13 protein-coding genes are annotated in these 14,824 nt (G+C 75.5%); 4 read left to right on the forward strand and 9 right to left on the reverse strand.

The window, feature by feature from the left end:
- Positions 1–15: 15 nt before the first annotated feature.
- Together OU787_RS05415 and OU787_RS05420 are read right to left on the reverse strand one after the other, a co-directional pair.
- On the reverse strand, positions 16–1,182 hold the full coding sequence (locus OU787_RS05415; RefSeq protein WP_268658710.1) for a sensor histidine kinase: 1,167 nt from the start codon (positions 1,180–1,182) through the stop codon (positions 16–18).
- A gap of 136 nt (positions 1,183–1,318) precedes the next feature.
- Positions 1,319–2,182 carry a PhzF family phenazine biosynthesis protein gene (locus OU787_RS05420; RefSeq protein ID WP_268658711.1) on the reverse strand — a complete coding sequence of 288 codons (864 nt, stop codon included), beginning with the start codon at positions 2,180–2,182 and terminating at the stop codon, positions 1,319–1,321.
- Between the two features lie 174 nt (positions 2,183–2,356).
- On the opposite strand from OU787_RS05420, the gene OU787_RS05425 reads away from it, so the two are divergent.
- The gene (locus tag OU787_RS05425; protein ID WP_030462888.1) at positions 2,357–3,088 is read left to right on the forward strand and encodes a polyprenol monophosphomannose synthase; all 732 of its coding nucleotides are present in this window, start codon (positions 2,357–2,359) and stop codon (positions 3,086–3,088) included.
- A 133-nt stretch (positions 3,089–3,221) separates the two neighbouring features.
- On the opposite strand, the gene OU787_RS05430 is transcribed toward OU787_RS05425, so the two are convergent.
- Positions 3,222–4,388 (reverse strand): ROK family protein, encoded by a 1,167-nt coding sequence (locus OU787_RS05430; protein WP_268661810.1) that lies wholly within the window; start codon positions 4,386–4,388, stop codon positions 3,222–3,224.
- Between the two features lie 188 nt (positions 4,389–4,576).
- Here OU787_RS05430 and OU787_RS05435 point away from each other — a divergent pair, with 188 nt between their 5' ends.
- Entirely contained in the window at positions 4,577–5,824 is a 1,248-nt protein-coding gene (locus tag OU787_RS05435; protein ID WP_268658712.1) for an MFS transporter, read from the forward strand.
- A 106-nt stretch (positions 5,825–5,930) separates the two neighbouring features.
- On the opposite strand, the gene OU787_RS05440 is transcribed toward OU787_RS05435, so the two are convergent.
- The 4 genes from OU787_RS05440 to OU787_RS05455 all read right to left on the reverse strand — a co-directional run bounded on the left by OU787_RS05440 (position 5,931) and on the right by OU787_RS05455 (position 10,161).
- The gene (locus tag OU787_RS05440) at positions 5,931–6,548 is read right to left on the reverse strand and encodes a hypothetical protein (protein ID WP_268658713.1); all 618 of its coding nucleotides are present in this window, start codon (positions 6,546–6,548) and stop codon (positions 5,931–5,933) included.
- Positions 6,549–6,840: 292 nt separating this feature from the next.
- Complete coding sequence (locus OU787_RS05445) at positions 6,841–8,445, reverse strand: SMI1/KNR4 family protein (protein WP_268658714.1); 1,605 nt, start codon at positions 8,443–8,445, stop codon at positions 6,841–6,843.
- A gap of 60 nt (positions 8,446–8,505) precedes the next feature.
- A complete protein-coding gene (locus OU787_RS05450) occupies positions 8,506–9,276 on the reverse strand; it encodes an acyltransferase (RefSeq protein ID WP_030463459.1) in 771 nt (256 codons plus the stop codon).
- A 120-nt stretch (positions 9,277–9,396) separates the two neighbouring features.
- Positions 9,397–10,161: an enoyl-CoA hydratase family protein gene (locus tag OU787_RS05455; protein ID WP_030463460.1), complete on the reverse strand. Its 765-nt coding sequence runs from the start codon at positions 10,159–10,161 to the stop codon at positions 9,397–9,399.
- A gap of 224 nt (positions 10,162–10,385) precedes the next feature.
- Here OU787_RS05455 and OU787_RS05460 point away from each other — a divergent pair, with 224 nt between their 5' ends.
- Entirely contained in the window at positions 10,386–11,546 is a 1,161-nt protein-coding gene (locus OU787_RS05460) for a glycoside hydrolase family 19 protein (RefSeq protein WP_380375905.1), read from the forward strand.
- 55 nt (positions 11,547–11,601) lie between these two features.
- On the opposite strand, the gene OU787_RS05465 is transcribed toward OU787_RS05460, so the two are convergent.
- Positions 11,602–12,852, reverse strand: coding sequence for an MFS transporter (locus OU787_RS05465; RefSeq protein ID WP_268658715.1), 1,251 nt, complete (start codon positions 12,850–12,852; stop codon positions 11,602–11,604).
- 90 nt (positions 12,853–12,942) lie between these two features.
- Here OU787_RS05465 and OU787_RS05470 point away from each other — a divergent pair, with 90 nt between their 5' ends.
- The gene (locus tag OU787_RS05470; RefSeq protein WP_268658716.1) at positions 12,943–13,929 is read left to right on the forward strand and encodes an ArsR/SmtB family transcription factor; all 987 of its coding nucleotides are present in this window, start codon (positions 12,943–12,945) and stop codon (positions 13,927–13,929) included.
- Between the two features lie 145 nt (positions 13,930–14,074).
- Here the strand turns inward: OU787_RS05470 and OU787_RS05475 are convergent, their stop codons facing one another.
- Positions 14,075–14,713, reverse strand: coding sequence for a hypothetical protein (locus tag OU787_RS05475; protein WP_268658717.1), 639 nt, complete (start codon positions 14,711–14,713; stop codon positions 14,075–14,077).
- Positions 14,714–14,824 lie beyond the last annotated feature (111 nt).

Below are 14,824 nucleotides of genomic sequence, written 5' to 3' on the forward strand. Positions count from 1 at the left end.
CCGTCGTCGTCGCCGTCACCGGCAGCCGGGCCCGGACCCGCCAGCCGCCGGCCCCGTCGGGGCGGCTTCGACGCTGCCGCCGAGGGCGGCGGCCCGTTCGCGCATGCCGGTGAGTCCGTTGCCGCTGCCGCCCGCGTCGCCGCCGCCGGGCGGGCCGGGGTCGGTCACCGTGACCGTCAATCCGACAGTGTCCCAGGCGAGTTCGACGGTGGCGGTGCGGGCGGTGGAGTGCCGCAGCACGTTGGTGAGCGCTTCCTGGACGATCCGGAACGCGGCGAGTTCGAGTCCGGCCCCGGTGCGGGCGGGGCGGCCGCGGCGGGTGACGGACACCGCCAGTCCGGCGTGTCCGGCCTGTTCGACCAGTTCGTCCAGGCGCTGCAGTCCGGGCGCGGGGGTGCGCGGGGCGGCCGCGCCGGGTCCGCGCAGGGTGCCGAGGACCTGGCGGACCTCGCCGAGGGCTTCCTTGCTGGTGGCCTTGATGGTGGTGAGGGCGTCGCGGGCCTGTTCGGGGCGGGCGTCGAGCAGTTCCAGGGCGACGCCCGCCTGGACGTGGATCAGCGAGATCGAGTGGGCCAGGATGTCGTGCAGTTCGCGGGCCATCCGCAGCCGTTCCTCGTCGTTGCGGCGGGCCCGGGCCTCCTCCTCGGCGGCCCGTACGGCGGCGATCCGCTCCTGCCGGAAGCGGGCCAGTTCGGCCCCGGCGAAGACCAGCAGCAGCCAGGCGGTGACGCCGAGTTCCTGCCAGCCCCGCACGGCGTGGTTCGGGGCCCGCAGCCAGGCGTCGGGCAGCGCGTAGCTGGTCAGCAGGTGCACCAGGTAGAACCCGGCGGCGCTCAGCCAGGCCGCCCGCCGGTGCCCGTGCCGGACCGCGCCGAAGAACGCCACCACCAGCGCCAGGAACCCGGGCCCGTACGGGTAGCCCGCCCACAGGTAGCCGGCGGTCACCGCCGAGACGGCGGCCACGGTGGCGGCCGGCCACCGGCGGCGCAGCACCAGCAGCGCGGGGCCGAGCACCAGCAGCAGGTACCCCCAGCCGTCCAACGGCACCCGGCCGCCCTGGTGCCGCTGGGCCGCCGTCGTCCCGGCCACCTGCAGCACCGCCACCACGACGGCGCCCGCCACCGGCCACCCGGCCTTCGCCGCCCGCACCCACGGGGGCACCCACAGCCGCGTCTCACCCATACCCGAAGGCTAACCACACCGCCGCGCCCCACCATCGTCCGCACGGAGCAGACACGCCTACTCCCCGCGCAGTAGTGCGGCAGCGCAGCAGCCCGGCGGCGGACCAGTGGCGTACGCGGCGGCCGGGGCCGGACCGTCACATCCGCACGGCCCGCCCGGTGACCCGGACCCGGCTGTCGCCCTCGGTGAGGTCGACGGTGAGCACGCCGGGGCGGCCGAGGTTCTGGCCCTGGTGGAGGGTGAGGCGGGCGGTGCCCAGGCCGCGCAGCTCGCGCAGGTAGGCGCCGAAGGCGGCCGCGGCGGCGCCGGTGGCCGGGTCCTCGACGACGCCGCCGACCGGGAACGGGTCGCGGACGTGGTAGGTGGTGGCGTCCTGTTCCCAGACCAGTTGGAGGGTGATCAGGTCGAGCCGCCGCATCAGGACGGCGAGCGCGTCGAAGTCGTAGTCGAGGTCGGCCAGCCGGGCCCGGGTGGCCGCGGCGAGGACGAGGTGGCGCGCCCCGGCGTAGGCGATCCGCGGCGGGAAGCGGTGGTCGAGTTCGTCGGCCCGCCAGTGCAGCGCGGCCAGCGCCTCGGCGACGTCGGCCGCCGCGGCGTCCTCGACGGCGGTGGGGACGCTGGTCAGGGTGGCCCGGTAGCCGTGTTCGGTGTCCCCCGTGACGGTGACCGGCACCGGCCCGGCCTTGGTCTCGAAGCGGAACTCGCCGGGGCCGTGCCGCTCGCCGAGGACGACCGCGGCGGCGATGGTGGCGTGGCCGCAGAACGGGACTTCGGTGAGCGGGCTGAAGTAGCGGACGGCGTAGCCGCGCGGCCGGTCCGGGTCGGCGGTCAGGAAGGCGGTCTCCGAGTGGCCGAGGCGGGCGGCGAGGGCGAGTTGCTCCTCGTCGGTGAGCGCCGCGGCGTCCAGGACCACTCCGGCGGGGTTGCCGCCGGCCGGGTCGGCGGTGAAGGCGGCGTACTGCAGCGGCTCGGGGCGGTGGCCCGGTGCGGTGTCGGTCATGCCTGCTGAACGGGGCGGCCGGGCCCGGGATTCCCCGGATCCGGGCCCGCGGTTCCCCGGACCCGGGCCGGGGAGAGGGCGGGGAGGGGGCGGGAACGGCCCGGTGGGACGGACGTTCGGACAAGAACGCTAGACTGCCGCATCCGGCTCGCACGGCATCGAGGAAAGAAGAACATGACTGAGGTCCACCCGAAGGTGGTTGTGGTTGTGCCGACCTACAACGAGCGGGAGAACCTCCCGGTCCTGGTCGGCCGGCTGGCCGAGCTCGGCATGGCGAACCTGCACGTGCTGGTCGTGGACGACAACTCCCCGGACGGCACCGGCGAGGTCGCCGACAAGCTGGCGGCCGACTCGGGCGGCACCCTCTCGGTGCTGCACCGGACCGAGAAGGACGGCCTGGGCCGGGCCTACGTCGCGGGCATGTCCCGGGCGCTGGAGGACGGCGCCGACATCGTGGTGCAGATGGACGCCGACCTGTCGCACCCGCACACCGCCCTCCCCGCGATGGTGGAGAAGCTGACCGGGACGGACGCCTCGGTGGTGCTGGGCTCGCGCTACGTGCCGGGCGGCTCGACCGCCTCGGAGTGGCCGTGGCACCGCAAGGCGCTGTCGGCCTGGGCGAACTTCTACGTCAACGCGATCCTCCGGCTGAAGGTCAAGGACGCCACCGCCGGCTTCAAGGCCTGGGAGGCCGGGGCGCTGCGCAGCGTGGACCTGGAGTCGGTGCGCTCCAACGGCTACTCGTTCCAGGTCGAGATGAACCACCGGGTGGTCCGGCAGGGCCTGCGGATCGCCGAGGTGCCGATCCGCTTCGAGGAGCGGGTCGAGGGCATGTCGAAGATGAGCCTGGGCGTGCAGCTGGAGTCCGCGGTGGCCCCGTGGAAGCTGCGGTTCGGCAAGAAGTAACGGCACCCCCGGGGCGCACCGGACGGCGCGGGTCGACGATTCGTCACCCGCGCCGTTCCGTTTTCCCGGCTCCGCGGCCCCGATCCCCGGCTCCCCCGGCCCCGTTCCCCTGCACTCGGGGCACTCGGGACACTCAGGGCGCGGCGGCGGCCTGCGGGTCGTCCAGGTAGGGCTCCCAGGCGAGTTCGGCGGCGCCGACCAGTCCGGCGTGCACGACCTGGGCGGGGACGATCGGGATGCGTCCGCTGCGGCCCCACAGGCAGCGTTCGGCGACGACGGCGGCGAGCCGGTCGGGGGCGGCGGCGAGCAGGTCGAGGTGCAGGCCGCTGAGCACGATCCGGTCGGGGTTGAGGATGTTGACCAGTCCGGCGAGGCCGAGGCCGAGCCGGTCGACGACGTGGTCGAGGGCGTCGGCGGCCTCCGGGTCGCGGGCCAGCGCGCGGGCCTGCGGGAGCAGCGGGCGGTCCGGGTCGGGGCGGCGCTTGGCGGCGGCGAACAGCGCGTCGGTGTCGGTCTCGGCGTTCAGGCAGCCGCGGTTGCCGCAGGCGCAGGGGCGGCCGAGCGGGTCGACGGTGAGGTGGCCGACCTCGAGGGCCAGGCCGGAGCTGCCGGTGTGCAGGTGCCCGTCGATGACCAGGGCGCCGCCGACGCCGCGGTGGCCGGAGGTGACCAGCAGCAGGTGGCGGGCGCCGCGGCCGGCGCCGTGCCGGTGTTCGGCGAGGGCGGCCAGGTTGGCGTCGTTGGCGACGGCGGTGGGCAGGCCGGTGCGGGCGCGCGGGCCGAGGTCGGCGCGGGCGACGGCGGCGGCGAAGAGTTCGGCGGCGGGGGTGCCGGAGGGCCAGCCGAAGTGCAGGGCGGCGAGCGCGGTGCCGTCGGGTTCGGTGACGGGGTTGGGCAGGGCGAGCGCGAAGCCGAGGATCCGGCGGCGGCTGTCGCGGGCGAGCCGGGCGCCGGTCTCGGCGACGGCGCCGAGCAGCGCGGCGGGCGAGGTGTCGGCGGGCAGCGGCAGGTGGACGGGGTCGTGCAGGCGGCCGCCGAGCCCGGCCAGGGTGGCGGAGAGGCCGTCGGCGTGCAGCCGGGCGGCGAGCACGGCGGGGCCGGGGTCGGCCGGGGCGAGGCGGTGCGAGGGGCGGCCGCGGCCGCCGCCGGCCGGGCGGGAGTCGACGGTGATCAGGCCGAGCGCCTCGAGTTCCCCGGTGACGGCGCCGGCGGTGGCGCGGGTGACCTCGAGGGCGCCGGTGAGCGCGGAGCGGGTGGGGGCCTGCCCGGTGTGGATCAGGCGCAGGGCCGGTCCGAGCAGGGTCCGGCCGCGGTCGGGCGCGGCGCGCCGGGCCGGGCGCGGGGGCGCCTGCTGTCCCGGCGGCGAGCCCGGCGGCGGTTCCGGGCTCCCGGGCGGATTCCGGCTCGGACTCCGGCTCGGATTCTGGCTCGGATTCTGGCTCGGATTCGGACTTGAAGGTGTGTGCGGCACTCCCCTATTCTGACTTTGTGCCGCTACTGAACAAAACAGAAGCCCGTCCCGCCCTCCCCTCCTCCCCCACCTCCCCGTCCGGCCGACGCTCCTCCTGGTCGGCGGCACGCCTCGCCCTCACCGCCTTCTTCACCGTCGACGGCTTCCTGTTCGCCGCCTGGGTGGTCCGGATCCCGGACGTCCGCGCCCAGGTCGCGGCCTCGCACAGCGCACTGGGCCTGGCCCTGCTGTGCATCTCGGCCGGCGCGGTCGCCACCATGGCCCTGGTCGGACGGCTGTGCCTGCGGTACGGCTCGCGCCGGGTCACCGTCGCCTCGGTCGCCGTGTTCTCGCTCGCGGTCGCACTGCCCGCGCACACCCACTCGGTGCTCGCGCTCGGCGCGGTGCTGCTGCTGTTCGGCGCCGGCTACGGCGCGGCCAACGTGGCGATGAACAGCGCCGCGGTCGACCTGGTCGCCGAACTCCGACGCCCCGTCATGCCCAGCTTCCACGCGGGCTACAGCCTCGGCGGCCTGCTCGGCGCCGCGGTCGGCGGCCTGCTCGCGGGCCGGATCAGCGCCTCCTGGGCGCTGGCCGCGTCCGGCGCGCTCGGCCTGGCCGTGGTCGCACTGGCCGGCACCGCGCTGCTGCGCGCCCCGGCCGCCGCCCGCCCGGCCCCGCGCGAGAGCGCCGCCCCGGCCCCGGCCGGTACCGCCGCCCGGCTGTCCGGCCACGCCCGGCTGCTGGTCGTCCTGCTCGGCCTGACCGCGCTGTGCACCGCGTACGGCGAGGGCGCGCTCGCCGACTGGGCGACCCTGCACCTGACCGACGACGTGCACGCCAGCACCGCGACGGCCGCCGCCGGGTACGCCGCCTTCGCCTTCGCCATGACCGCGGGCCGGCTCTCCGGCACCTGGCTCTCCGAGCGGCTCGGCCAGACCAGGGTGATGCTGCTGGGCGGCCTGGCCGCCTGCGCGGGCATGGCGACCGCCGCGCTGGCCCCGTCCGTCCCGCTGGTGCTGGCGGGCTTCGTCCTGGTCGGCCTCGGCCTGGCCAACGTCTTCCCGCTGGCGATCGCCCAGGCCGGGGCCACCGCCGGCCCGCAGGGCGTGGCCACCGCCTCCACCCTCGGCTACGCGGGCATGCTGATCGGCCCCCCGGTGATCGGCTTCCTCGCCGACGCCCTCTCGCTGCCCGCCGCGCTGCTCACCGTCGCCGCCAGCTCCGCACTGGCCGGCCTGCTCGCCCTCGCCGTCCGCCGCCACCGCACCGGCCGCCCGGCCTGACGGCTCCACAGGACCGACGAACGGCGGCCCAGGCGCCCCACGCGCCCGGGCCGCCGTCGGCGCCGTCCGCTCGCGCGGCCGGCGGGTCGTCACGGCCGGCGGGTCGTCACGGCCGGTACAGCTGGGTGATGCTGAGCACCTTGTTCTGGGCGCCGACCTTCACCTCGTACTGGTTGCCGAAGCAGCGGTACGGGGCGGCGGGCTGGGCCTGGTTCAGGCAGGCCTCCTGCGCCTTCATGAAGACGAACAGGTCGACGCTCTTCGCCTTCAGGTTCTCGTCCAGCAGGTAGGTCTTCACGTCGTTGTCGAAGCTGTAGAGCTGGGGGTCGCCCTTCGCCTCCCAGTAGCCGTCGTTGGGGACGTCGGGGCCGCAGACGAACTTGGTGGACTTGGCGCGCATCCACACGTGCGTCAGGTAGGCGTTCTCGGTGGCCTCCACCACCGTCCGCCCGGCCGCGTTGGCCGTGCAGTCAGCGGCGGGAGCGGTGGTCTTTCCGGTGGTACCACCGGTGGCGCCACCGGTGGTGGCCTTTCCCCCGCTCGCCGACGGCTTCGGGCTCCCGGAGGCGGCCGGCGCGGCAGCGGTGGCGGAGCCGCCCGCGGAGGCGGTGGCGGCCGGGGCGGAGCCGGACGCGTCGGAGGAGGAGCCCTCCGGGTCGCACGCGGTCAGGGCGAGGGCGGAGGCGGCCAGCACGGCGGCCACGGCGAAACGGTTGAGACGCATGATGCGAATTCCCCCGTGAACTAGTGGGTGGTTAGGGCGGATCCGGCCGTGTTTCCGTCGGCGCCCCCGCGGCCCGACCTGCACTTCCAAGATCCATCGGACCGACATCCTGCCCGATCCGACAGACCCCACCACGCCGATCCGCCCCGCCCGGTTTCCTCCGTTGCCCAGCTGTGACAGTCGTTGCACCCCGAGCACCTCCCGGCAAATCCCCGCAATCCGCCCACCGACCGGAACGGACGGCCCGTCAACTCCCGCCCCTCCGACGGCAGGTGCCCGGACGTCCCGCCCGTCAGCCGCCCACCGCCAGCGTCCCGCTGACGTGACACGGCTCACCCTCGGCGGGGGCGAACCGGTCGGCCCACGCCCTGAGTTCCGCCGCGGTGCCCGAGCCGTCCGCGAGCCGGGCGACGGCGAGGGCGGGCGGCAGCGCGCCGCGCTGGAGCAGCTCCGCCCACTGCGCGTCCGTCAGCGCGAGGTACCGCAGCCCGGCCAACTCCCGCAGCACGCGCAGGTCTTCGACCGCGCAGCGCGACAGGTCCAGCCACCACAGCGCGGGCAGGGTGCGCAGCGGCGCGAGGTCGAGCGGGGTGTCGCAGGCCAGGTCGAGCGCCCCCAGCCGCGGGTGCCCGGCCAGCGGCGCCAGCCCCTCACCGTCCAGCCCGGCCCGCAGGAACTCCACCGGCAGCGGGCGCAGCGCGCCGAGGCCGGTGACGGTGCGGGAGCGGACCCGGAGCACCCGCAAGCCGGGCGCGGCGGCGAGCGGCGCGAGGTCGAGCGGGCCCTCGTCGGCCTCGCCGACGGCGAGAACCCGCTGCAGGGTGGGCGCGACGGCGGCGGGCAGGCCGGGGCCGAGGACGGAGCGCTCGACGTCCGGTGGACGGACGGATTCGGTGACCTCCAGGCCGGGCGGGTACTCCGGGTCGATCTCCTCGCCGTCCTCGGGGGCGTCCTCGATCTCGTACGCGCCCCGGTCGATCAGGTCCAACCAGGCGGCCAGCAGCGAGGTGACGGAGTCGGCGACGTACAGCGGGCCGTCGTGGAAGTCCCGGCCGCTCTCGATGACCTGGCCGGGGCGGCCGTGCTCGGCCGGGGCGAGGTCGACCGCGTGGTAGTTGCCGTCGTCGGCGGTGGCGAAGGGGATCCAGCCGGGGTGGTTCAGGCAGCGGCGGACGGTGTCGAGCGGCCCGGGCTCGTCCATGACGCGGACCAGGTCCGGCCGGTCGGGATCCGGCCGGTGCGGGTACTGCGCCCAGTGGGCGTGGGCCCGGACCACCTCGTCGAGCGGCAGCCAGCGCAGGTGGCCGAGCCACAGGCCGTTCGCCATGACGTCGCTGCCGTTCGCGACCCGGTAGAGCGCCCGCAGGTCGTCGGGCAGCCGGTGGCCGAGGCGGCGTTCGGCCTCCTCGATCTGCCCGGGTGTCAGGGGCGGGCCCAACGGCCGCCGGTGGCCGGTGAGTTCGGTGGTCCGCCGCCGGTACTCGGCCAGCAGTGCGACGGCCCGCTCCGGGTCCCCGGCGGGCGGCAGCACGGAGCCGGGCCGGGTGAGGCCGGGCGCGGGGTGGACGTAGTCGGGGTCGAGGACCAGCAGGCGGCCCCGGGTGGCACGGGGCTCCGGCGTCGCGGTGAGGGTGTACGGCCCGGCCGGGTCGTGCTCCAGGTGCAGCCGGGCGCGCGGCCAGCCGCGCTCGGCGGCGATCGCCGCGGCGAGGGCGTCGAGGTCCTCCGGGTCGGGCCGGAGGCCGTGCCAGTTGCCGTCCGGCAGCGTCCATCTGCCGTGCGTCCCGGGCCCGTAGCGGCTGTCGACCGTCTCCAGGCGCAGTTCCGTCCACCCCTCGGGGGCGCTGCGCGCCAGCCGGGCGAGGATCGCCCGCACGTCCCGTTCCAACCGTTCCACCGTCACGATCCCTTCGCCGTCCGCGTCCGGCCGGGATCGTCGCAGCCGGTACCGACAGCCCTACGGCGCGGGGGGCCGTTCGGCCTCGCCGGGCAGGCGGAGGTCCCAGCCGACCAGGGCGCGGAGTTGTTCGGCGGTGACGCCGTCGGGGACGGGGCGGGGTGCCTCGTGGCGGATGGGGGGCTGCCAGCCGTCCTCGGGGTTCCAGGTGCGGACCTGGCGGGCGGGGGCGCCGGCCACCACGGCGTAGTCGGGGACCTCGCCGGCGACCACCGAGTTGGCGGCGACCACGACGTTGCGGCCGATCCGGGCGCCGGGGAGGATCACCGCGCCGGTGCCGATCCAGGAGCCGGCGCCGATCGAGACGGGCTCGTTGCGGGGCCACTGCTTGCCGATCGGGAGTTCGGTGTCGCGGTACTCGTGGGCCTGGTCGGTGATGTAGACGTCGGGGCCGGTCCAGACGTCGTCGCCGAGTTCGATCCGCTGGTGGCCGACGATGTGGCTGCCGCGGCCGATGACGCAGCCGCCGCCGATCCGGACGATCGGTTCGGGGCCGAGGTCGAGGCCGGGCAGGAAGCCGGCCGACAGGGTGACGCGTTCGCCGATGATGGAGAACGGGCCGATGGTGATCCAGCGTTCGTTGAAGACGGTGCCGAGCGGGAAGGCGAGCTTGGTGCCGTCGCCGAGCTCCCCGAACCGGTACGGCCCGGGGTTGCGGTTGCTGACCGCGCCGGCGTCCTGCACCCAGCGCCAGCCGCGGTGCACGGCGTGCCCGGCCGCCCGGCGCGACCTCTCGCGGACGGGTCCGAGCAGCCTGCGGACGATCGACATGCGCTCACGGTAGCGGCCGGTGCGCCCCGGCGGCCCGCAACGGGACCAAACTCACACCGGCCGGTAACTTCCGGGCCCGAGGGCCCCGGAGCGCGAGGTCAGCGCGAGGTCAGCGCGAGGTCAGCGCACCCAGCGCGCGGGCCGCTTGGCCAGGAAGGCCCGCATGCCCTCCTGCGCCTCCTCGGAGCCGAACAGCTTGGCCGACAGCGCGACGAGTTCCTCGGTGTGCCGGTCGAAGGACTCCCGGACCTCGGCGTTGGCGAGCAGCTTGGACTCGGCGAGGCCCTGCGGCGAGCAGAGCCGGATGGCGTCCAGGAGGGTGCGCAGTCCGGCGGCGGCGTCGTCGGCGGCCTCGGTGACCAGGCCGATCCGGGCGGCCTCGGCGGAGTCGAAGGTCTCGCCGGTGAGGTAGTAGCGGGCGGCGGCGCGCGGGTCGAGCTTGGGGCGCAGCGGCAGCGAGATGACGGCGGGGGCGAGGCCGAGCCGGGACTCGGTGAAGGCGAAGGTGGAGTCGGGTCCGGCGACGGCGAGGTCGCAGGCGCCGACCAGGCCGAGTCCGCCGGCCCGGACGTGGCCGTCGACCAGGGCGATGACGGGCTTGGGGCAGTCGACGACGGCGCGCTGCAGGGCGACCAGGCCGCGCGGTCCGACGGTGGGGTCGTCGCCGGTGGCCTCGGAGAGGTCGGCGCCGGCGCAGAACACCCGGCCGGTGTGGCCGAGGACGACGGCGCGGACCTCGGGGTCGGCGGCGGCGGCGGCGAGGCCGGCGGTGAGTTCGGCCATCAGCCGGGTGGAGAGGGCGTTGCGGTTGTGCGGGGAGTCGAGTTCGAGGGTGGCGACGGCGTCGGCGGTGGTGGTGCGGACGAGCGGCGCGGGGGTGGTCATCTGGCGTGGCCTGCCTTCCGGCTGAGGGTGGGTCGGACGGGGCGTCGTCTGCACCCTGGCACACCGCGGCCCTACTGGCCAGTACCCGATCTTCGGGGCGCGCTCGGCGCGGGGCTCCGCACCCACTCCCCCAACTTCCTTAAGGTCTAGACCTATTGACAGTTAACGGACAAATTCGCTTGAGTGCTGGGTACACCGCTCGTTCCCCCACAAGGAGTGGCCGAATGTCCCACACCCGTACCTCCCACCGGCCCGCCCACCGGGCCGGCTCCCGCCGCGGCCGGGTCGCCGCACTGCTGACCGGCGCGCTGGCCGCGACCGGACTGGCCGTCATGGTGCCCACCACCTCGACCGCGGCCGCCGCCTGCACCACCCCGTACTCGGCGACGCAGGTCTACACCGGCGGCATGTCCGCCTCGTACAACGGGCACAACTGGAACGCCAAGTGGTGGACCCAGGGCGAGACGCCGAGCACCGGCGGCTCCGGCGTCTGGGCCGACCAGGGCGCCTGCGGCGGCGGTGGCGGCACCACCACCACCCCGACGCCCAGCCAGGGCACCTGCAACCACCCCACCTGGGTGGCCGGCACCCAGTACGCCACCGGCACGGTGGTCAAGTACGCGCCCAACGGCCAGTACTACATCGCCACCCACGACAACCCGGGCTACGACCCGACCGTCTCCACCTGGTACTGGAGCCCGTACACCTGCACCGGCGGCGGCGGCACCACCAGCCCGAGCCCGACCACCACCACCCCCAACCCGGGCGGGTTCGTGGTCTCCGAGGCCCAGTTCAACCAGATGTTCCCGAACCGGAACTCCTTCTACACGTACTCCGGCCTGGTCACCGCGCTGAACGCCTACCCGGCGTTCGCCAACACCGGCTCGGACACCGTGAAGAAGCAGGAGGCGGCGGCGTTCCTCGCCAACATCAGCCACGAGACCGGCGGCCTGGTGTACGTGGTCGAGCAGAACACCGCGAACTACCCGCACTACTGCGACACCACCCAGCCCTACGGCTGCCCGGCCGGCCAGGCCGCGTACTACGGCCGCGGGCCGATCCAGCTCAGCTGGAACTTCAACTACAAGGCGGCCGGCGACGCGCTCGGCATCGACCTGCTGAACAACCCCAACCTGGTGCAGACCGACGCGGCCGTCGCCTGGAAGACCGGCATCTGGTACTGGATGACCCAGAACGGCCCGGGCACCATGACCGCGCACAACGCCATGGTCAACGGCAACGGCTTCGGCGAGACCATCCGCTCCATCAACGGCTCGCTCGAGTGCAACGGCGGCAACCCCGCCCAGGTGCAGAGCCGGGTCAACGCGTACACCAGCTTCACCTCGATCCTGGGCGTGCCCACCGGCTCCAACCTGAGCTGCTGACGCCCTGAACCCCGGGCCCCCGGCCGACGCGACGTCGGCCGGGGGCCCGGTGCGTTCAGCGCCGCACCAGCGCCGTCATCCCCCAGCCCGCGCCGGCGAACAGCGCCGCCAGCAGCACCCAGCCGGCCGGGCCGTGCGCGATCACCACCGAGGTCATCAGCGCCGGGCCGAGCATCATCGCCACCGACCCGCCCGTGTTGAACACGCCCTGGTAGGCGCCGTGCGCCCCGTCCTTCGCCAGGTCGTAGCTGAGCGCCCAGGCGCCCGCCTGGCTGTACACCTCGCCCAGCGCCTGGCAGGCCACCCCGCCCGCCACCAGCAGCGCCGCCGCCCAGCCGGGCAGCCCGGCGGCCAGGCCCACCACCAGGCAGGACGCGGCCACCAGCAGCGCCCCGCGGCGGAACACCAGGGCCGCGGCCCGCGGCTGCTCGGTGCCCCGGGTGGCCCGCACCTGCAGCACGATCACCAGCGCGGTGTTCACCAGCAGCCCGCCCGCGACCATCCAGCGCGGCGCGGCGGTGTCGCGCACCACCCACAGCGGCAGCCCGACCTCGACCATCACGAACTGCAGGGTGATCACCCCGTTCAGGCCGGTCAGCAGCAGGAAGGCCCGGTCGCGCAGCGCCGGGTTCGGCCCGCCCCCGGCCCGCTCGGCACGACCCGCGGCACGCGGCGTGGCCGGCACCAGCAGCGCGTACAGCACCGCGATCACCCCGAACGAGGCCGCGTCGACCAGCAGCGCCGTCAGGTAGGCGCCCCGGGTGTCCAGTTGCAGGACGGCCGCGGCGCCCAGCGTGCCCACCGCCAGGCCGACGTTGGTGACCGAGCGCAGGTAGGCCCGGCCGGCCACCCGCCCGTCCACCGGCAGCACCTCGGCGAACAGCGCCCCGCGCACCGCCGAGCCGCCCCGGTCGGCGACCGCCACCAGGCAGGCCAGCACCGCGAACACCGCCAGGGCGTGCACCAGCACGTAGGCCGCCGCGCACACCGCCTGCCCGGCCAGCAGCACGACCAGCACCCGCTTGGGCCCGTACCGGTCCGACAGCCGCCCGGCCGGGACGCCCGCCGCCACGCCGCACGCCCCGGCGACCGTCAGCACCAGGCCGACCGTGCCGACGCCGAAGCCCATCACCCGGGTGAAGTACACCACCCCGAGCGTCATCCCCAGGCCGCTGCCGAGGGTGTTGACCAGGGTGATCGCGGACAGCCGGCGCAGCACCGGGTCCTCGGGCAGCAGCCGGGCGAGCCGGTGGCGGGCAGGGGGGAGCGACACGGCCGGATCGGCCGCGGGGTCAGTGGCGGTCATGCCCCGATCAGACCGGGTACGGAGCGCCCATGGTATTGATTTAGCCCCCGCCTCAATCCCCGGCGCGGGACGGACCACCTGGGGGGCGTCGTGGTACTGCGGTTCCGGCTGGGGCTGGCCGACCTGGCCGCCACCTACTTCGCCTGCTCGCCGCTCCAGGAGGCCGTGCTCAGCCTGCGGATGTGGACCCACCCCGGGCAGTACCCGCACGGCGCCGCGTTCGAGGCGATGCGCCCGGCCTTCGAGGCCCTGCCGCAGGCCCCGCTGCTGCGCGCCCTGGTGGCGAGCAACAAGTACGTGCCGGACTTCCTGACCCCCCGCCCCGCCGTCCCGTTCCCGGAGTTCCGGGCCGAACTGGCCGTCGTCCGGGCCTTCGACCCGGCCCGGCTGGCCGGCGAACTGGCCCTGACCTTCCTCCCGCACGACCGGGCCCTGCCGCCGCTGCTCGCCGACCGCGCCGACCGCCCGGCCGCGCTGATCGCCGAGATCGCCGACGCCCTCCAGGCGTACTGGACGCACGTCCTGGAACCCGGCTGGTGGCCGCAGGCCCGCTCGGTGCTGCACGCCGACATCGTGCACCGCGCCCGGGTGCTGGCCGAACGCGGCGCCGCCGGACTGTTCGCCGACCTCGACCACCGCCTGCACTGGGCGGACGGGGTGCTGACCATCGACCGGGACTGGGGCCACGGCGACCTGGACGTCCCCGTCGACCGGCGCGGCCTGGCCCTGCTGCCGACCTGCTTCGCCCGCGGCGCGCTCACCGCGATCGGCCCGGACCTCACCCCGTCCATCACCTACCTCTCCCGCGGCCAGGGCAACCTGGCCGGCCCGCCCGACCCGCCACCCGCCCCGCGCGCCCTGGAACAGCTGCTCGGCGCCCCCAAGGCCCGCCTGCTCGCCCTGCTGCACGAGCCCACCGCCACCACCGAACTGGCCCGCCGGCTCGGCGTCACCCCCGGCGCCGTCAGCCAGCACCTGGCCGTCCTGCACGCCACCCGCCTGGTCACCCGCGCCCGCCACGGCCGCCTGGTCCTCTACACCCGCAGCCCCCTCGCCGACCAACTCCTCGGCCCCTGAAGGGCCCCGCCGGAGAGCCCCACCGGAGAGCCCCGTCCAGGGGCCCGGGGAACGGCGGGTCGATGCTGCTGGAGGCCGGAGCCCACCGGAAAGCCCAAGCGGCTGGGGGCTGTTGGAACCAGCAACCCCCACCCCGCCGCAGGCCCTAGCAGAACGCCAGCACCGCCCCCGTCTCCACCGAGCAGCGCGCCGCCAGCCGCAGTTGCAGGCAGACGAACGCCTCGGTCCCGTAGCGCCGCCACCCCTCGGCCGCCGGGTCCGGGTCCTCGGCGGCGTCGGTGACCTCCTCGGAGTCCGGGTCGAGGTCCGCGGGCAGGCCCAGGGCCAGGGCGAGCGCCTCGAGTTCGGCCAGCAGCCGCACCGAGGAACCGAGCAGGCCGCCGCTCAGCTCCGGGTCGGCCAGGACGGGGGCGAAGTCGACCGGCGCGTAGTAGCCCTCGCAGTCCGAGTGGTGGATCAGGTGGTCGAACGGGCCGGGCCGGTCGTCGGGAATGTCCCCGTACGCGGCCCGCAGCACCGGGTCGTCGGTGGCCCGCTCCCCTTCCGCCAGCGGTTCGGGCAGCTGCCCGCCCGCGGCGAGGTGCGCGGCGAGGCGGCGCAGCGTGTGCAGGCCCGAGTAGCCCCAGATCCGGTCGCCGAAGCGCGGTCCGCTCTCCGGTTCCCGCCAGCCCGGCAGCCCTTCGGCCGCCAGTACCCGGGTGATCTCCGCGCACTCCGCGCGGAACCACTCGGCGGTGTCCTCCTCGGCGCCGATCAGCGCGCCCACCATCACATCGAGTCCCATGGCGGTGATCCTGCCAGGCGCCGCCGACAGTCGCGGATCAAGGAGCTGACGTCCCGTCAACCTCCATCCGGTATAGACCTGTTGACGAGTTGGTCCAGTCCACTTACCCTC

The sequence above is a fragment of the Kitasatospora sp. YST-16 genome (assembly GCF_026802215.1).
Classification (GTDB): Bacteria; Actinomycetota; Actinomycetes; order Streptomycetales; family Streptomycetaceae; genus Kitasatospora; species Kitasatospora cineracea.